At 46.7% G+C, this 18,728-nt stretch carries 14 protein-coding genes and 1 tRNA gene; 7 read left to right on the forward strand and 8 right to left on the reverse strand.

Translation table 11 applies throughout. The annotated features are described in order from the left end of the window. Positions 1-136 precede the first annotated feature (136 nt). The 5 genes from BMW79_RS30970 to BMW79_RS34035 all read left to right on the forward strand — a co-directional run bounded on the left by BMW79_RS30970 (position 137) and on the right by BMW79_RS34035 (position 3,550). Positions 137-715: an RNA polymerase sigma-70 factor gene (locus tag BMW79_RS30970; protein ID WP_262487519.1), complete on the forward strand. Its 579-nt coding sequence runs from the start codon at positions 137-139 to the stop codon at positions 713-715. 211 nt (positions 716-926) lie between these two features. Further along, a complete protein-coding gene (locus tag BMW79_RS30975) occupies positions 927-1,556 on the forward strand; it encodes an OmpA family protein (protein WP_089902743.1) in 630 nt (209 codons plus the stop codon). A gap of 28 nt (positions 1,557-1,584) precedes the next feature. Next, entirely contained in the window at positions 1,585-2,058 is a 474-nt protein-coding gene (locus tag BMW79_RS30980; RefSeq protein WP_177192399.1) for a PRC-barrel domain-containing protein, read from the forward strand. 127 nt (positions 2,059-2,185) lie between these two features. Further along, a complete protein-coding gene (locus BMW79_RS30985) occupies positions 2,186-3,160 on the forward strand; it encodes a hypothetical protein (protein WP_089902748.1) in 975 nt (324 codons plus the stop codon). Positions 3,161-3,280: 120 nt separating this feature from the next. Further along, entirely contained in the window at positions 3,281-3,550 is a 270-nt protein-coding gene (locus BMW79_RS34035) for a hypothetical protein (protein WP_177192400.1), read from the forward strand. A gap of 52 nt (positions 3,551-3,602) precedes the next feature. On the opposite strand, the gene BMW79_RS30995 is transcribed toward BMW79_RS34035, so the two are convergent. The 7 genes from BMW79_RS30995 to BMW79_RS31025 form a co-directional block, all read right to left on the reverse strand. Then, the gene (locus tag BMW79_RS30995; protein WP_089902753.1) at positions 3,603-4,634 is read right to left on the reverse strand and encodes an isoaspartyl peptidase/L-asparaginase family protein; all 1,032 of its coding nucleotides are present in this window, start codon (positions 4,632-4,634) and stop codon (positions 3,603-3,605) included. Between the two features lie 22 nt (positions 4,635-4,656). Continuing rightward, positions 4,657-5,697: a cyanophycinase gene (locus BMW79_RS31000; RefSeq protein WP_089902756.1), complete on the reverse strand. Its 1,041-nt coding sequence runs from the start codon at positions 5,695-5,697 to the stop codon at positions 4,657-4,659. Then, complete coding sequence (locus BMW79_RS31005; protein ID WP_218150482.1) at positions 5,697-7,094, reverse strand: RagB/SusD family nutrient uptake outer membrane protein; 1,398 nt, start codon at positions 7,092-7,094, stop codon at positions 5,697-5,699. The genes BMW79_RS31000 and BMW79_RS31005 overlap by 1 nt, the downstream gene beginning before the upstream one ends. A gap of 11 nt (positions 7,095-7,105) precedes the next feature. Further along, positions 7,106-10,462: a TonB-dependent receptor gene (locus tag BMW79_RS31010; protein WP_218150483.1), complete on the reverse strand. Its 3,357-nt coding sequence runs from the start codon at positions 10,460-10,462 to the stop codon at positions 7,106-7,108. A 112-nt stretch (positions 10,463-10,574) separates the two neighbouring features. Then, complete coding sequence (locus tag BMW79_RS31015; protein ID WP_089902759.1) at positions 10,575-11,615, reverse strand: FecR family protein; 1,041 nt, start codon at positions 11,613-11,615, stop codon at positions 10,575-10,577. A 90-nt stretch (positions 11,616-11,705) separates the two neighbouring features. Then, positions 11,706-12,257: an RNA polymerase sigma factor gene (locus BMW79_RS31020; RefSeq protein ID WP_089902762.1), complete on the reverse strand. Its 552-nt coding sequence runs from the start codon at positions 12,255-12,257 to the stop codon at positions 11,706-11,708. A gap of 114 nt (positions 12,258-12,371) precedes the next feature. Continuing rightward, complete coding sequence (locus tag BMW79_RS31025) at positions 12,372-13,910, reverse strand: hypothetical protein (protein WP_089902765.1); 1,539 nt, start codon at positions 13,908-13,910, stop codon at positions 12,372-12,374. 242 nt (positions 13,911-14,152) lie between these two features. On the opposite strand from BMW79_RS31025, the gene BMW79_RS31030 reads away from it, so the two are divergent. Continuing rightward, entirely contained in the window at positions 14,153-15,838 is a 1,686-nt protein-coding gene (locus tag BMW79_RS31030; RefSeq protein ID WP_089902769.1) for a hypothetical protein, read from the forward strand. A gap of 118 nt (positions 15,839-15,956) precedes the next feature. Next, a tRNA-Gln gene (locus BMW79_RS31035) sits at positions 15,957-16,027 on the forward strand. A 212-nt stretch (positions 16,028-16,239) separates the two neighbouring features. On the opposite strand, the gene BMW79_RS31040 is transcribed toward BMW79_RS31035, so the two are convergent. Beyond that, positions 16,240-18,447 carry a hypothetical protein gene (locus tag BMW79_RS31040; RefSeq protein WP_089902772.1) on the reverse strand — a complete coding sequence of 736 codons (2,208 nt, stop codon included), beginning with the start codon at positions 18,445-18,447 and terminating at the stop codon, positions 16,240-16,242. Positions 18,448-18,728: the final 281 nt, after the last annotated feature.

Raw genomic sequence — 18,728 nt, forward strand, 5'->3', positions numbered from 1 at the left:
TTTTGAAAAAAAGATGGAATTCATATTTAGTTAACATTGGGCATAAGTTGTTTACCATAAGTTAACATAGAAACTTTTTCCCAGTAGATATCTTTGCTGGCAAATCTGGATACTTATCTGCACTGCTGGTCTACATATATGCGACAATTTATGGCATCAGGCCAGGAACGGCGATACCAAAGCGTTTGAGGAGCTGTACCAGACCACTGTGACAGCACTCAGCAACCAGGCTTTCCGTATACTGAAAGACCGGGAACAGGTGAAAGATATTATCCAGGATGTTTTTATCAGTTTATATCTCCGGAGAGATGAACTGCCCACAGATGTTAACATCAACGGTTATCTGAACAATGCCGTCAAATATAAAGTCTCCAACCAGCTACGCAACAAACTCCGGAAAGAAAATCATCACCAGGTGCTGATGAGACAGGCACATCAGCAGGAAGTAGTGCAACCTGTACAACTGGAGCATTATGAGCTAAAAAATAAGATTGCCCGCAGCATTAATACACTGCCACTGAAATGCAGAGAAGTATTTATGCTGAGTTATTATGGCAATATGGGATATAAAGCCATCGCACAGGAAATGGGCATCTCTGTAAAAACGGTAGAAAAGCATATGAGCAAAGCCTTGCAGGTATTACGCAGGGAATTGAAAGAAGAACACTATCTCGGTATGCTGCTGGTGGCGATGAGTATCTGCACTGGATTATAATTTCCGCAATACGTGGGAAAAAAGACCCTAACAGTCCCGCCCGATTCCCCAACTATCTATACCTCCTATCCCGCTTCCAATCGGCTAATCCGCTGTACATCAGGAAAAAACTGACGACTTCCGGCATTGGTATAATGCTTGTTTTAAAGAAGGAGAACCTTTTTGGATGAATCTCATCCGGATTATTACTTAAACCCTAATTACAATTGTTATGGCACACTTAGAAGTTCAACCCAGGAAAAAGAGCATGACGTGGTTATGGCTGGTATTAGGTCTTATTGTTATTGCCGCCATTCTGTTCTTCCTGATGCGCAGCAGTAATCACGACCGTTCAGATACTATTGCCACTACGGATACCATTGCCAGCACCGGCATGCCCGTGGCTGCTCCCACACCAGCATGGGACAAAGTAGATTTCAATGCACCAGATACCAATTATGAAGAAGTAACTGATAAAGGTATCGCTGTAAGAAGCAATGATCAGTATACTATTTATACGTTGGGAGAAAACATTCTTTTCGCCAGCGACAAAAGTGCACTGGAAGGAACCGCAGATGAAAAACTGAAACAGATCGCCACTTCACTGCATAAACGTTATCCTGATGCACAGATCGGTGTTTATGGACACGCTGACGCCAAAGGCAGTGCTGATCATAATTCACAACTCGCAGCAGAACGTGCGGCAGCGGTAAAGATCTGGCTGATCCAGCATGGAGATGTCAGTGAAAACAAAATTTCCGTTCACTCACTGGGCGAATCAAAACCATTGGCCAGCAATAACAGCGCGGCAGGCAGACAACAAAACAGAAGTGTGGAAATAGTAGCCTTCACCGGTAAATAAATTTTTTCATCCACTAAAAATGATAACCATGTCTATAACTGAAACCAATCGCCTCGAAGAACTAAGCGGCAGCAATTTTGAAATCGTTGATGGGCAACCCGACATCCGCCACTGGGAAGTAGAAGATCTGCAGGGCCACAAACTGGGTAAAATAGATGACCTGTTGTTTAATCCCGCATCCCGCAGGGTACGCTACCTGGTCATCAACCTGAAAGGTAACCGCCTTGGGCTGACCGAACGTAAAGTGTTATTTCCTATCGGCGTAGCTATACTACATGAAAAAAATGATACGGTATTGCTCCCGGAAGTAACCACTATCCAGATCAGCACCTTACCATTTTATGAAAAGGGAGTGATCGTTACTCCTGAAACAGAACAGGATATCCGCAACGTGTTTGTATCGCCTGATAACCATCTGTCAGACGGCGACTTCTACAACCACGACCAGTTTAACCAGGAAAGGTTTTATGGTCCCCGGTATCCGAGAGACAACCGCCTATAATACTTGCCACACATACTTCATCTGTTGGGAAGTTAACCCGCATAAAGCGATGGCTCCAGGTAGCTGGGGCCATCGCTTTTATTATACTTAAGAATTATTCGTTTTATTTGCGGACAAATTATTCCGGATGAAGTATGTTTTAATATACTGTTTACTGCTACTTTCTTATGTTGCTGAAGGCCAGGAGATGATTAATTACCGTGACACAGTCCATCATTTTTCCCTGGATGTACCTGATCAATGGCGGGTCATCAGGAACGATGAAAAGAATCATATCATCTTTGCGGCGCAACGTACCAACAGCGGTGGTCTGCATTCGTTCCCGGAACATGTTACTGTAAATGTACTCCCGGAACCCAATTCCAATGTGGACAACGTTGCAAAAAAATTACTTTTTCTCATCAGCCGCAATCCCTATTTCAAACTGATCGATTCCGGCAGTATTATCAGCCAGGGCAAACGTCTTGTCTGGCTTGATGAAATACATGTAGAGCCCAACCGGACTGATACTTTTTTTTCCAGCATTTTTATCTCATACGCCGATAGCAAAACCTACCTGCTCACCGCGTCCACCTTTTTGCCATTTCCAGACCGTTTTAAGGAAATATTCCACCAGATAGGCCAATCCTTCAAAACAGGAAAAGCGGCCCTAAAAGAGCGCCTTAAAATCACATTGCCGGCTAACAGCCAATGGACCATGATCACGGATACCGAAGTGGATAACCTGGCTACCCGGCAATACCTCCCGGCCAGTGAAACCCCGCAGCAATGGTCCCTGCTCATCACCAACATGACCATGGAAAATGCCCGCGTGGATAATATTGACCTGGCGATTAAAAACTTTACCAACGCGGCCATCAGCCGGGCATCGCAGGCAAAGACCACCCTGCTGGGAAAAGAGAATCTCCCCAAACGCCGCTGGGCGCTGTTTAAAGTGGAAACACCTGGGGCCGGTACACCGGAATCCCAACTGTATTATGTTGTACAGGGACCCCGATCTTTTCACGCCGTGTTTATTGCGAAAAAGTCTGAAACGCTGCCGGCAGATTTCGTCAGCAAGTGGAGCGCAGTCTTCCGTAACAGCAAAGTGATCAACGAATAAATATTCCCGTTACTGACCCGCTCTGTGTATTTATTTACGCAGCCTTCTGTATTTCCCCCTTGTAAATCAGGCATTATTTCATGGTGCGATGTTTGGGCCCTTGCTCTTAAACTTTAACTTATGAGCACTCAACCTAAAACACCCGGGGCACTCCGCGAAGACGATCTCCAACCGGACGACGTGATCCGCAACCAGCAACAACCTGTGTCTCCCAAAGGAAACCAGGACGAACAATCCCGGCAAGGCCCGGATACCTCCGACGAATTACTGGACGAAGAAGACGATGATGAAGAAATAGATGAGCTACTGGAAGAAGAAGATATTACCGATGAGGACGTAGACGAAGATGCCCTGGAAGAAGACGACTCACCCAAAAGACCTTTGGAATGAGGAAAAAATACGAACGGATGCCGGTACTACGCCCTGCATCCGTTCGTTATGATTAATTTTTGTAGATAGCAATTTCAATTTTCCCATCCTTTGTTACCGCGCCCCGGTACATGCCCTCTGTATTGAAAGACATGGTCATGTTACCTTTTTTATCCAGCGCAATCAGGCCGCCATCGCCGCCCATATCACCTACTTTCTTTATTACGGTATTTCCCGCCTGCTGCACAGAAAATCCTTTATACTCCATCAGTGCAGACAGATCATAAGCCACTACATTACGGATATAATATTCCCCCCAGCCTGTACAGGAAATAGCCGCTGTCTGGTTATTGGCATAAGTGCCTGCACCAATAATAGGAGAATCACCTACGCGACCATATTTCTTGTTGGTCATACCACCGGTAGAAGTGGCCGCAGCAAGGTTTCCCTGCTTATCCAGCGCCACCGCGCCCACGGTACCAAATTTATAGTCATGGTTAATCGTTCCGAGTTTACCTGGATTCGTATAGGCATTGGATTTAGCCGCTGCGATAGAATCTTCCCGGATAGCATTCTGCAGATCCTTCCAACGCTGTTCCGTTCTGAAATAAGACGGATCTACAATTTCAAGTCCTGCCTCTTTTGCAAACTGTTCCGCTCCCGGTCCTACCATCATCACGTGTTCAGACTTCTCCATTACTGCCCTTGCCGCACTCACCGGGTTGCGCACGGTAGTTACACCTGCCACTGCACCTGCCGCTTTTGTTTTACCATTCATGATGGCAGCATCCAGTTCATTGCGTCCTGCATGGGTAAACACCGCGCCTTTGCCGGCGTTAAAAAGGGAATCATCTTCCAGTACGCGCACGGTGGCCTCCACCGCATCCAGGCTGCTGCCACCGGATTGCAGGATCTTATAACCCGTTTCCAGCGCTGCCTTCAGCGAAGCTTTATAAGCCGCTTCTTTCTCAGGAGTCATATTCTTTTTCAGAATGGTACCCGCTCCCCCATGGATCACCAGTACATAGGAAGATGCTTTCTGCTGCGCCATTACTGGCGCTACAAAAAGTAACCAAATTACACCGGATAATAAAAAACCTTTCATAAACTACTGTATTAACAAATAATCAAATTGCTTTCTTCTTCAACTGTCCGTTTTCCACCCACCACCAATACCAGGTACCGCCGCTGGCGGAAGCCGCATCAAAATCAGACAGCCGGAAACTGCCATTGCCGGTAGCAGTGGCGGGAATTTCATATACTTTCAATGCTTCGCCCCCATGGTTCCATTGCAGGGGCTTTCCCTTTTCACAAAGTTCAGGTTTTTTCAGGCTATCCGATAAAATGAAATAGGCCTTACTCACACCAAACACTTTCGCTACACCGTTTTCATCAATACACACCGCTGTTTTCTCATCCGGTGCAATGCCTCGTGGAAAAACGTTGTCATCAGCGATGATACGGCTCATAAAAGTGACATGTCTTCCTTCCCGTCCACGCTTCAGGTAGTGTTGATCGCTGATTACGGACGACAGGTAAGGTGCGTGAAGAAAATCGTTGTTGTATACTTTTACCAGTGTGTCGTAAGGATTAGCCAGCACGGAGTCTGATACTGCACTACCACCTTCTCCGCTATAGTAAAATCCGCTCAGGATGGCGCAACCTGCGCTGGTTCCACCTACCGGCACTTTCTTTTCGTTGAGCAGGTAATTGATCGCGTCGTTTACTTTGGTACCACGCCATTGTTGCATGTACCTCGACTGATCCCCACCTGCAATAAACAGCATTTCCGCGTGGCGGATAATGTAAGCTACGGTATCATTATTCGCCAGTTCCCGGCTCGTGATATTCAGGGTTTCTACGGAGTTTACTTTCCCAAGGGAATCGATGTCGTGATTGTAACCCGAGTTGCCGGAGGCGGTGAGCACCACCACATCTCCGCCACCGCTGCGATCTATCATCCATTGAAAAGCACCGTCTACATTACCACCGCCACCAATCAATACCACACCACCTTTTACCGGTGTAGTTACATCTGCCGTATCACCGATGAAGCCCATAGATGCGGGACGTCCGGGGATAGCGGGTGGTGCCGATTTCATGGTACAGGCACTCATACAGATAGCCGTTGCCGTTAGTGCAAACCAATTCATTCCTATTCGTATCATCAGTAACCAGGATTTTGTTTCATGTTTTTGTTAGCTTTTGTTTCTGCGTCGGGGATAGGAAATACATATCCTTTCTGACCAGGTTTCAGCAGTACGGCGCCCAGTGCATTCACCGCATCTTCGGGGTTACGTGTAACCGGCAGACTTCTTCTTCTCAGGTCGAACATGCGCTGTCCTTCAAAGGCCAGTTCCTTGAAACGTTCGGTATACACTGCTGTGATCAATGCATCTTTATCGGTAAATGTTTCTGATGTGTAGCCGTTAATACGGGCTGCCCGGAGATCATTCAGATCGGTGCCACCATCTGCCACGCGGTTCTTTTCCGCCAGTGCTTCTGCACGGATCAGGTACATTTCGCCGGTGCGGAATAATTTGATATCTGCCAAACCACGGGTGCCACTGCTGTTGCCGGCGTATTTATTTACCAGGTATTCGGAATTACCGCTGCCACGGGTATCGTCAAACTGGATGTAGGCAGGATAGCGCACATCATTGGCTTTATCGAAGAGATTAATCAGTTCAAAAGACGGTACGTATAAGGCTACACGACGGTTGAAATAAATACTGCCGATCAGATCATCACTACTACCAGCCACCTGTTTCAGTTTCCAGATCACTTCTGATGTTTTGGTATCTTTCCAGATACCGGCAAAATCACCTTTATCGGCCAGTGGTAAAGCGTTGATAGCTTCCGTGGAATAGGTAATGGCATCATCCCATTTTTTTGCATACAGCGCTACCCGTGCACGGATGGCGGCTACCGCAGGCAGTGTGATACGGGTATCATCGTCTGCATCCGCAGGAATCAATGTGCTGGCTGTTTGCAGGTCTTTCTCAATAGCAGCGATTACTTCCCCGAAGGTATTGCGGGCAGGGAAACCAATTTTAGAAGTATCCATAAAAGGTACCCCCATTGCAGCAGGTTCATAAGCTTCCGCATAACTCTGCAACAGCTGGAAATGGCAATAGGCGCGTAACGCCAGTGCTTCTCCCTGGTACTGTTGCTTCAATACAATGGAATCGCCTTTCGCGGTGATGCGGTTGGCTGCCGCCAGCACCCGGTTTGCACGGTCGATAGTGATATAGTATTCACCAAAAGACGCCGTGATAGTGGTACTGCTCGGATCTATCTGCCAGCGGTAAGTGGCCACACCGCCACCGGTACCGTTTTCAGAAGGCAATGTACATTCATCTGTTACCAATGATACACTGTAAATGGTATTGTAGGTAAGTTCGGTGTAAGCGCCCAGCAGACCGCCGTTGAGGTCGGCCACGTTGCGGAAGGTTCTCTCCGGATCAATAATATCATCGGTGGGTGAAAGGTCCAGTTGTTTGTTGCAGGCAAATAAACAGCAAACGCCAACCAATGCCAGGTATTTTATATGACGGATCATCATGATTGCAGTTTTTAGAAATTAACATTCAGACCAAAGGTGTATGTCCGGGCACTCGGGTAGTCAAACATCCCGTCTCCGTTATTATTTTCCGGATCAAAGCTTTTCCATTTTGTCCAGGTATAGAGATTCTGCCCCTGTGCAAACACCTGGATGCCCTGTACAAATTTGATATGACGAAGCAGTTGTTTCGGGAAATTATATCCGAGGTTTACGTTTCTCAGACGCAGGTAAGATGCGTCCTGGATGTCTTTGGAAGAATATCTCCTGTCGGCGTCGAACTTAGGCAGGATGGCGTCATCACCCGGTTTCTTCCAGCGGTTGTACAGCATTCTTTTAGACTGATTACTGCTGCCAAAGCTTGGATTTTCGTTATAGTAGTCTTCATTCATATAACGCATGGTCTTATCCGCAAAGGTGAAGAGGGCATTTAAATAAAATCCTTTCCAGGTAAAGCCCGTATTAAAGCCACCGGTGAAAGGCGGGATATAGGTGCCAAATTCGGCCACGCTTAAAGTGGTTTCATTGTAATCGGTAGTGATCTTACCCTGGCGGTCGTAGTATTGCGGATCGCCTGTTTCTTTGTTCACACCTGCCCATTTGGGTGCATAGTGGGAACCGTAGGGCAATCCAACTCTTACGATCTTGGACAGGCCTTGCGTAAATTCGCCTGCGCCGCCCAGATCTGTGATTACGTTTTTGTTGTACGCAAAGTTGAATCCTACGGTCCAGGTAAAGTCTTTCACGCGTACCACATCTCCCTGAACATCCATTTCAATACCCCTGTTGCGCATAGAACCGGAATTGAGGAACATGCTGTAAAAGCCGGAGGTAATAGATTGCGGCTGATCAATAAACAGGTTGTCGGTTACTTTATTATACACATCGGTCACAATGCGGATGCGGTTATTCCACATGCCCAGGTCGAAACCGATATTTGCTTCTTTAGCATATTCCCAGTCGTACGCCGGGTTGCCGGGTTGTTGCGGGATAATAGCCGGTGCGCCGCCATACTGGTCGGTTTTAAACGTTCTGAAATAAGCATAGGGACCGAGTGCAGAGAAAGGATTCGCAGAGGTACCATAGCTGGCGCGGAAGCGCAGGTTATCCACAAAGCTCACGTCTTTCAGGAAGTTCTCTCTTTTTACTTCCCAGCCCAGACCTACAGAGTAGAAGCCATGCCAGCGGTTATTAACAGGAACCGTAGAGGCGCCATCGCGGCGGTAACTGGCGTTCAGTGTATATTTTTCGTTGAAGGTATAACGGCCGATGGCGATATAGGAAGCCAGCGCACTCTTCGTTCTGGAGCCACCCAACAGTGGCGAGTAAGGAGATCCCGGTGTAATGGCTGCTGGTGTGGCAGGTAAACGATCATCCAGGTCGTAGCCGGTGTAATCAAAGGCGCGGTAGTTATTTTTGGTAAATTCAAAATAACCGGATACTTCAAAGTCGTGTTTGTCGGCGATATTCTTTGACCAGGTTAAGCCGGAAGTACTCACCAGTGTAACGTTGCGGGTAACACCTTCTCCGAAGCTGCCACGACTGCCATTATCTACCTTATAACCGGAATAAGAATCCGGGTTGATGAATCTTTCTGTGGTCGTTTCCCTGAAATCAATCCCCAACCGCGTTTTCGCTACCAGGCCTTTTGCCAGTGTATAATTGAGTGAAGTACCGATCACGCTTTTCAGCTGGTTATCTTTACTGGTGGTATTCAGCATGGCTTCCAGTGCATTACTTCCTTCGCGGAGATCCAGCACCGGGTATACGTCATCGTTATAATTGGTAACCAGTGTACCATCGGCGGCATAAGGATATTCGTAAGGCAATGCATAATACACAGCGGCCAGGGTATTGGCGCCATTGGAAGAGGCTTCCCTTTCAATAAAGGAAGATTCCGAATAGGCCAGTCCGATGTTGATATTGGCGGTTAACCTGCCGGCGTTGAAGTCGAGGTTATTTTTAAAGCTGTAACGTTTCAGTTCAGAACGTTTGGCGATACCTTGCTGATCATAGTAGTTTACCGAGCTATAAAATCTCACATTATCATTACCTCCACTGGCGCTCAGCTGATGTTCCTGGAACTTACCGGTCTGGAAGAAGATCTTTCTCCAGTCGGTGTTGGTATTGCGCAAGCTATCGAGGATATGATCCGCATTCTGCTGTTCCTGTGGGGACATATTGGCGTATTCGGGGTTCTTTTTGGAGTAGGTCCAACCGGGTCCTAGTTCCGCGCCGGTTTCCAGCCCGATTTCTTCTTCAAACTGCAGGTGTTCTGCGGAGTTCATCATCTGGAATTTCGGGGTGGTCATATTGGAAAATCCGTATTGGGATTTATAGGAAACGCCTATTTTACCGGCCTGTCCTTTTTTGGTGGTGATCACGATAACGCCGTTGGAGCCACGCGAACCGTACAACGCCTTGGCAGAGGCGTCTTTCAGTACGGTTACGGAAGCAATATCAGAAGGGTTGATCCCCTGGAACTGATTGGCTTCAATGGGGATACCATCCATTACATACAATACGGAGGAAGTACCATTGATAGTACCGATACCTCTAACGGTAACGGATGCACTGGTTCCCGGCTGACCGGAGCCGGCGGATACCACCAGTCCGGGTACACGTCCCTGGAGGATCTGTTCGAAGGTGGCCATGGGAACCTGGGTAATTTTATCGGCGCCTACCACGCCGGAGGCGGCGGTAGATTTATCGCGGGTATAGTTCGTATAGCCGGTAACGGTAACGGCGTTGAGTGTTTTGATATCTTCGGCGAGGGTGATGTTGATCTCGCGTCTGGCGCCAATTTCTGCCTGCTGGGATACATATCCTACCAGTGAGAACTGGAGCGATCTGGTATTTTCCGGTACATTCAGGGAATAGGTGCCCCCTTCGCTGGTTAGGGTACCTGCATTGGTGCCCATGGCTCTCACCGTAACACCGGGTAAAGGAAGATTATCTGCGCCCCGCACGGTTCCTTTGATAGTAATTTCTGCAACCGCCCCGGTGGGGTTGGTAGCGTACACAACTACCAGTCCGTCTTCTTTTAACGTATAGGCGAGATGGGTAGCGGCAAAAGCCTGCGTCAGCACCGCATCAAGAGACGCCTCTTTAGCGTTGACAGATACTTTCTTGTCTTCCGGCAATGTTTTATCGTGAAATACAAAACGGTAAGCCGTCTGGTGTTCCAGCGTTTTCAGGAACTGTTTGATACTTGTTTCTTTTACCTGCAGGGTAATGGTTTCCTGCGCGAAACAAATAGCCTGCACCTGAAGGCAGGTTAAAAAAAGGAAAAGTGTCAATTTCATAGTGAGCAGCAGTTTGCCGGCGGGAACAGGTTTCCCTTTCCATTCCAGGAATACAAGTTTTAACATACCTTTGATGTTGGTTTAGTAAATGATCATACCTGACATTTTCAGACCTAATTCCAGGGGAGGTGTTCCAGCACTTCCCCTTTTATTTTTTGGTTGATATATACGTCTTTATTTATTTGCTGATAATAATTTCACCCTGTTCCATCTTAAAGCTGAAAGGATAAGATAACTGCAGGGCATCCAGTGCTTTTATAATCGTTTCACTCTCGAAGGTGCCGGAATACCGGTAGTGTTTTACCGTTTCATCGGCAAATACCACCCGGATACCGTACCACTGCTCCAGTTTACCGGCGATCACTTCCAGCGGCTCATTCTCAATTTCAAGGCGGTTGCGTACCCAGGCTATTTCCCTGGCTTTATGACTCACCGGATCTGCATCCAGCGGTGCTATCGCAAAAGGGGTAGCCGCATGGGTGACCAGCTTTTGATTTGGTTGCAATATGATCTTCTGTTGCGGTTGTCCCGGCAGTGTTACTTCAATTTTTCCTTTAAACAAGGCGGTTTCCGTTTCACGGCTATTCGTGTAGGCACTCACGTTAAAAACGGTACCCAATACTTTTATATCCAGGGCGGCGGTATGTACCATAAAAGGATGCTGTGCATTCTGCGTCACATCAAAGAAAGCTTCTCCCGTAAGGGTAAGGTTACGGTTATCTTTATTAAAGCCGGGCGCCAGTTGCAGGCTGCTATGCTGCCGCAGTATAACTGACGACCCATCGGGTAATACAAGCGTTTTACGGGGATCCTGTCCGGCCGTTACCAGCTGGTGCTTTTCTGCGGGCGCCGGTGTATGCCGGAAAAACAGGAAGCTGCTGCCGGCCAGCAACAATACACCTGTGGCGATAGCGGCGTATTTCCAGATGTGCCGGCGGCGCAATACCACCGGTGGCTGCTCTTCTTCCAATGCCTCCTGCAGCAGGTCGTACCGCGCAATACCATCTTCCAGATGCTTTAACTGTTCCAGCCGGTTACCCTGCTTTGCCGATAATATCATCACTATTTCCCTGGCTTCCTGCACTGTCAACCGTTTCTCCGGATGCTGTGTCAGCCAGTTTTCCCAGAAATGCAGGTCGCGGTCGTCCGCCTCCAGGCAGTAACGCTGGAAAGATTCATCACACGCAAAATCAATGACTTCGTATTCCTGGAAATTCATGTGGGCAATGCCTTTAATTATACAGACGGGAGAACCGGTTATTTTTCCTAAGCGTTTTTCAACTTTTTTTTCCGGGAGACAGGAATCTGCTTATTTCAGCATCTTTCTTAATGCTTTAATGGCATCATAAATGGTATTGTAGGCCGTTTTCACGGTTTGAGAGGTTTGTGCAGCAATCTGTTCATAGGTCAGTCCTTCAAAAAATTTCAGTTGTACCAACTCAATTTGTCTAGGGGTCAACGTTTTAAGGGCCTGTTGCAGGCGGCGCTTCATTTCTTCATCGTGCTGCACCTGGATAATTATTTCTTCATAGGATAACTCTACCCCGGGGTCTTTATCCGTGTCCCGGTGTATAGCGGCATGAATCTTTGACTGATAGGCCAGCTGATCGAGAAGTTGTCTTTTCAGGGAAGTGAATAAATAAGCAGGGACATTGGTTACTGGTGGCAACTGCCGGTGTTTGCTCCATAGCTGCAGGAACAGCTGGGTAATACAATCTTTTACCAGTTCGTCGTTGCCACATATTTTGAGGCCAAACCGAAGGAGGTGTGAGTAAGTGCTGTTGTACAATGCAAATAAAGCGGGTTTATCCCCCTTTCGCAGGCGCTCCCAATGACTATTGTTGTCTTCTTCATAAGACATATATTATACAGCTCGTTATTTTGTTGCGGGAGCCGGCATCACATGACGACCGTTATCTTACCCGTTTGCGTGGTTAAGATACTGCTAAAAAAATTATTTATGGGGGTTAACCTTTCAGATACCCAGTACCAGGTGTTCTTCTTCCCTGGCAGCCTCTTCTTCCGATATCGCCGGAGCATCTGTTATTTCAGTGAGCAACAGGGTATATCCCAGCAGCAATACGATCAGTAATACCTGGTACCGCAATACAATGGGCGCAGCAAATACACTGAACGCAAAATTGAGCCCGATAAAGGTCCAGCATAACAATAATGCAATATTAAATTTACGCCTGGTTTTCCGGATCCCTTTTTTCAACAGGTAGCGGATGGTTTCTTCCAGAAACAGCAGATGGCAGATCACAATCAGCGAGGGAAACAGCGACATCAACGTAGCCTGTAGCTCACCGTACTTACCAGCCGGCTTCGGCTTTTCCCCGTCTCTGAAAAAGGTACCCACATCTTTATTCACCAGGTTAATAATGGGGCGGTTGAAGCCGCCCAACACCTCCAGTTCCGGCAGGAAATACAGCTTGGCATTGCCCAGCAGGTAGTACCGGGTGAAGTCCCACGGATGCTGCGCAATCATATACTTTCCATAATTATCGTACAAGGTGGCTACCCCACACCAGGCAGCATATACATCCATCCCCCGATGTTGCTGTGCATATTCTCCCATCAATTGCTTCTGTGGTCCATTCATATCCCACATAAAATAAGATCCATCCGAAGGAATAATCTTTCGTGGTCCTGCCTTTAAAGCGGTCAGGTAATAATAGGTCTGCTTATGCAGGCGGGTAAAGGGCGCGGGCGCACCGGTTGAGTCCAGGTGCTGGTATTGCATCATGTACATCGCGTTATTCATCATCTGCCAGCCGCTAAAAGCAGAGAATATTTTCGTACCGGAATGCTCGGCGGTCTTTTGCCGGGTAAATACCACAAAAGAAGCAATTAGCACTACCGGTAGCAATATGGCCAATATCTTCTGCCAGGGCCGGCAGGCAGACAGCATAATTGGTAGCAGCGCTACCAGCGGGTAAAACATTGCATTGTACCGCACTGTAAAAGCATAGCCCAGCAACACCCCATGTACCAACAGCAACCAGGTAGCAGGTTTGTACAGGATCCAGAGCAGTAAGGTGATCCAGGTAAGTCCGAGCGACAAAAACAGCGCATCAGAAATGAAATAATTGCTCAAAAATGGAAATAACGGGTTAATCAGCAGGAAGGCATAAAACCCATACCTGAAATAACTCTGCGGCTGATAGATATAGCATACACTGAAATAGAAAAAGAAGGCACTCGTTTCCAGCAATACAAACTGCACAATCGCCAAAGCCGTTTCCGAACGGGAGAACTGGTGAAACAACCACAGAAATTTGGAATACCCGATGGGCCAAAGGTTATAGTTCCGGTTTTGCAGCGCTGTTTCCATATAGGAACCGGTATCTGAAGTAAAATCAATGTATGGAAAAAAATGTTTGAATACCACCATCTTCATAATCGCAACAAAGAGGGCTCCTGCCAGCAAGAGCCGGTTGCGGCGGCTGGCAAATACAAAGGCGCCAAAACCGGGGGCAGGGCTAGCGAAGGAGGGGGTAGCTGATAATAACATAATGATACTTTTTACTTCATGCGGTGTTCGCTGTATCCTGAGGGAAACAGTTTTTTGAGGGTTATTCATTTCCTGGCAATGCGTCGCATACCTGTATACAAGTATAAAAGAAGCAACTGAAACAGGAATTCAGTAGCCTGATTTTTTAGCCTCTCCCATGTTATTCATTTCTAATGGCATTATAATCTCCCCTTCTCAGCAACCATATTACCTTCGTGCACCTCCATCAATCATCCGGTATTATGAAACACCTCATTATTATTTTGCTCACCGTTGTAGCCATCCCGGTATTCGCCCAGTCTGATTATATCGGCTTAGGTAATAAACAATATCAGCTGATCGACCGCCTGGATATACGCACGCAGCACGACTCCCTGCTGGGCTTCAGCACAGTGAAACCCTACGACCGGAGAAAAGTAACCACCAGTGTACAGTATATCGATTCCCTGGATAAAGCCGGTGCACTGCCTTTTAGCCTATCATCCACCGACAGGTACAATATCCGCCGCCTCCTGATGGATAACTGGGAATGGACTACCGGCTATACCGACTCCTTCAACGTTCGCCCGGTTTTTCGTTCTTTTTATAAAACACCGGCAGATCTCTATGCTGTTAATACAAAGGATTTCAAACTGGTCATCAATCCCTTGCTAAATCTCCAATATGGTGGCGCCAACGATGGTACCGGCAGCATTTACCAGAACACACGAGGCATCTTTCTGCGGGGAAATATTGCCAACAAAGTGGGATTCTATACCATCCTGACCGACAACCAGGAACGTGATCCCGCTTTCGTCCGGAACTTTGTAACACAACATGATGCAGTTCCCGGTGCCGGCTTTTACAAATTCTACCAAAACAATGGTTACGATTACTTCGATGCCCGTGGTGGTATTTCCTTTAACGCGGCCAAATATTTCAATGTGCAGTTTGCCTACGACAAACTCTTTATCGGCAACGGTTTCAGAAGCCTCTTCTTAAGTGATTTCAGCAGTAACTATCTCTATCTGCGCATCAGTACCCGTATCTGGAAATTTGATTATGAAAATATTTTTGCACAAACCATTGCTCCTTTTCCACCCTATGGCCTTGATGGTAAAAGGGATATGCGGCCACAGAATTATATGATGATGCACCATCTCAGTCTACAGGTAACCCACTGGCTGAATCTCGGCTTCTACGAAAATATTATGGAAGAAGGAAAGTATGGTCTGCAACTGAGTTACCTCAACCCGGTCATCTTTTACCGGTCTGTGGAACAGCAACTGGGCGCAGCAGGAAAAGCGAATGTCGGATTTGATGTTAAAGCTAATATTGCAAAAACGGTGCAACTCTACGGGCAGCTGCTGATCAATGAATTTGTGACCAAAGAGGTATTGCATTACAGCCGGGGCAACTTTGCCAACAAACAGGCATTACAGCTGGGTGCAAAATATATAGACGCCTTCCATATCCGCAACCTGGACCTGCAGGCAGAAGTAAACTACATCCGCCCGTTTACCTATACCAATTTCGACAGCACCACCAATCTTACGCATTACAACCAGCCGCTGGCTCATCCATTGGGCGCCAATCTGAAAGAATTTATCGGTATCGTACACTATCAGCCCCTCCCGAAACTCTATCTGACCGGCAAACTGATGTATCATAAACAGGGCCTGGATTCAGCAGGTATTAATTTCGGGGCCGATGTGTTCCGCAGCTATAACAGCCGCCCGAGGGATAATGGCTTTTTTATTGGCAGCGGTATCCCGGTAAAGAGTACCACCGCCGCCCTGAGCGCCTCCTGGGAGATATTTGAAAATATGTTTATTGATCTGAATTCCACTTACCGTACCTACAATGTGGCGGGCGCCCCCAACAGCAGCACCTTTTTTTATACAATTGGCTTCCGGGTAAATTTACAGCCGCGAGAGTTTAATTTTTAGGTATTTCTCAATACAGGCTTGCATTCAATCACTTAACGCTGAAATTTTTTATAAAAAAAGGGGGTTAAAATTTGTTAATTATGTGAAAAGTTCTAATTTCGCGGTCCTGAATTGCTATTGCCTGATAGTATAACGGTAGTACGACAGACTCTGACTCTGTTTGTCTTGGTTCGAATCCAGGTCAGGCAACAAACGAAGAAGCCCGCTCTATGAGTGGGTTTCTTCGTTTTATATGGTCCTCACGCCAGCACATCACTAGAGCTTCGGCCTCCCGAAGCCTTTTCTTTTCCATAAGTCATTAATTTATGAACAGCAGATTATCTGCTTATTGCTATTATTCGACGCAAAATATGCGTCGAATAATAGCAATAATACCTGCACCAATGAGTTCTTCCTCATTCTCACGGCACCAGCGCCTCCACTTGCCTGATCTTCACCAGATGATCTCCCTTTGGCAGGCTGAGATGCAGCAATACCGTATCCTGGCTAGCCAGCAATTGCAGCCTGGCATTCTGCACACCAGCAATATTTAATACGTTATGACTAGCCGTTCCATTACCCAATATGGTCGGATTCCCCATCAGCACCCGGTGATTTATCCCTGTAATCAGATCCTGGTACGAAAGATAGTTCCTGGAAGTAGCAGCCTCCCATTCCAGGCTCAAACTGTACTCAGCTGTCTTCGTACCATATGCAGCCGAAGTTAATTCAAACTTCCTCATATAAGTTTTATTGTAGGCTACCGGCATTACGCACATACCGGTACCACTCAACAGTTTTCCATCCTTTATGTCAAAAATAAATTCAACATCCGACTTCTTAAAATAGCTCCTTGTCCTGAGATCCGATGGCTCAAACGACTGTGTTTTCAACTGATTATTGGTACCTGAAATATCTTCCATATAAGTGGCTGCACAGAAAGTAGTGCTGGCAATGGCCTGTAAAGGTGCATCTATATTGTTATCACTCATGACAAGGCTATTAGCTGCCAGAGTAGTGATGACTGAACCATTCCACCCTGTGAATGTATTTTTATTCAAAGACAGATGAATCTCATCTTTCTCCGGCTGAATAATACCGGTACCATTCTTTCCCTGCAAAATAAAGGTCTGACCTCCCCATGTGCCATTTCCATATTTTGTAATGGTGTTATTATCAAAAATAAAGTGGCGGATCTGTTTGGGAGAAGAAACGGTACTATTGTCTGCAAACAGCCATGGGCCTGCCAAACGGTTAAACCGGAATGAATTATCATTTACCTCATAATGCAGGAATTCTTTGTTGACAAGCACTGTATTGTTCAGATAATAAGCATCAAATTGATTCTTACGGAAATAGATCTTGCTGTTTTTTATGGCCGCTGTATCGAAGGAGGCATAGCTGATCCAGGCGTTGTCCGGATTCAGCGCCGGATTGGCAGCCAGCATACCTGTTACAAACGCTTCTTCAATCAGGAAGGTACTATTCTCCACCACTTTACTGGTGCCGGCTTTCCCTTTAAAAAAAGCTTTGGCGCCTTCGTTGATGGCCGGTCCGAAACACAGGTTGTTCTTGTAGGTATTATACCGGTAAGTTCCCTTATCACTGGACATATAAATATCGTAGAGGGCAACGGCATAGGTAGCTTTCAGACCTTCCACATGATTGTGTTCATACACACAGTTGTCGGCTTCCGTGAGCACAAACACATAATACGTATTCGTCCCTTCCGTTTTTATCGTGGCCACGCCATTGATGAGCGTGTTGTTTTCTACTGTGAGTAATTTTTTATGCTGACGGATCAATTCCATTCTTGCCACATCATCCAGATTTGTGATCCCGTCACTGACGAAACTCTCCAGCATATCATAGAGGTGGTTACCTTGTATGGTAAAGCTTTCATACACACAATCCGTGAATATAAACCAGGTGTTTCCTGCGTTTCTGATCTCATTGTTACTGATCATCACCGTTCCTGCGCCGGCAGTTCCCACAGGAAACCCATTTCCATAAAGGCGGCAGGAAAAATTACCGGTAAATACACAGTCGCTGATCTGAATTTTGCTGATAAACGTAGCATGGGTTTGACTAATAAAAAACTGCACGAGACCCGAGGTATTCTCCCAGACGATATTAGTGACAGAAAACTCCTGCAACGTTGCAGAAAGAAGAAACAGGGTCCGGGTGCCAGAAGGGTTAATAAAAAGCACCTTCGACGTCTGTCCGTTTCCCGACAATATAATCTTATCAGCAGTAATCGCCTGTCCCGCTCCCGGTGGCTCAAAATAAACAGTATCCGCAATCAGGATCTCATATCCTGCATTGATCATCCGGATCAGCGTATTATAATTGTTTAGCGCCGGCTGACTATTATTATACTTCATACCAAACCATAACAGGTTCACCGGTCCGCTGGCAGGGTCATAATCCCGCTTCCAGCGACCATTCTGGAATAGATTGGCTTTAATAATAACTCCGCCGTCGTCTGCGGCAAGGGATACCGGATCCCAGTGAAAAGTTCCTCCGCCGCCATCTCCCGGGGTATCATAACCAAGTACGGTGTACAGATCATTGGCAACAGGCGGTGTCGCAATGCCTCTTAAATCGGCAATTGTATTGAATGTGGGCATAACAAATAAAGATATGGTTAACTATTCCTGTAAAATTGCAGCTTACCCGCGCACTGTATCTGCGCGTATCTTTACTTTATCACCTACAATTAAAAATAACATGTCATCATCTAGCCGCTACACGCTGAAGAATTCCTTACCGCTATGTTTTAGCCATCATATAAATTAAGTTTTCCGGAGCCTTGAATTAATAACAGGGAGAAAAACGACCTGTTCGCTGACCAGAAGCTATTTGAGCGTCTAGCTTCTATCTGCAGGCAAGTAAAAGATCCCGGGCTGAC

The sequence above is a fragment of the Chitinophaga arvensicola genome (assembly GCF_900110835.1).
Lineage (GTDB): Bacteria > Bacteroidota > Bacteroidia > Chitinophagales > Chitinophagaceae > Chitinophaga > Chitinophaga arvensicola.

Bases quoted from the DNA above. Each gene is read 5' to 3' on its own strand.
- BMW79_RS30975 (WP_089902743.1), top strand. From the start codon at position 927: ATGGCACACTTAGAAGTTCAACCCAGGAAAAAGAGCATGACGTGGTTA.
- BMW79_RS30980 (WP_177192399.1), top strand. From the start codon at position 1,585: ATGTCTATAACTGAAACCAATCGCCTCGAAGAACTAAGCGGCAGCAAT.
- BMW79_RS30985 (WP_089902748.1), top strand. From the start codon at position 2,186: ATGAAGTATGTTTTAATATACTGTTTACTGCTACTTTCTTATGTTGCT.
- BMW79_RS34035 (WP_177192400.1), top strand. From the start codon at position 3,281: ATGAGCACTCAACCTAAAACACCCGGGGCACTCCGCGAAGACGATCTC.
- BMW79_RS30995 (WP_089902753.1), bottom strand. From the start codon at position 4,634: ATGAAAGGTTTTTTATTATCCGGTGTAATTTGGTTACTTTTTGTAGCG.
- BMW79_RS31000 (WP_089902756.1), bottom strand. From the start codon at position 5,697: ATGATACGAATAGGAATGAATTGGTTTGCACTAACGGCAACGGCTATC.
- BMW79_RS31005 (WP_218150482.1), bottom strand. From the start codon at position 7,094: ATGATGATCCGTCATATAAAATACCTGGCATTGGTTGGCGTTTGCTGT.
- BMW79_RS31010 (WP_218150483.1), bottom strand. From the start codon at position 10,462: ATGTTAAAACTTGTATTCCTGGAATGGAAAGGGAAACCTGTTCCCGCC.
- BMW79_RS31015 (WP_089902759.1), bottom strand. From the start codon at position 11,615: ATGAATTTCCAGGAATACGAAGTCATTGATTTTGCGTGTGATGAATCT.
- BMW79_RS31020 (WP_089902762.1), bottom strand. From the start codon at position 12,257: ATGTCTTATGAAGAAGACAACAATAGTCATTGGGAGCGCCTGCGAAAG.
- BMW79_RS31025 (WP_089902765.1), bottom strand. From the start codon at position 13,910: ATGTTATTATCAGCTACCCCCTCCTTCGCTAGCCCTGCCCCCGGTTTT.
- BMW79_RS31030 (WP_089902769.1), top strand. From the start codon at position 14,153: ATGAAACACCTCATTATTATTTTGCTCACCGTTGTAGCCATCCCGGTA.
- BMW79_RS31040 (WP_089902772.1), bottom strand. From the start codon at position 18,447: ATGCCCACATTCAATACAATTGCCGATTTAAGAGGCATTGCGACACCG.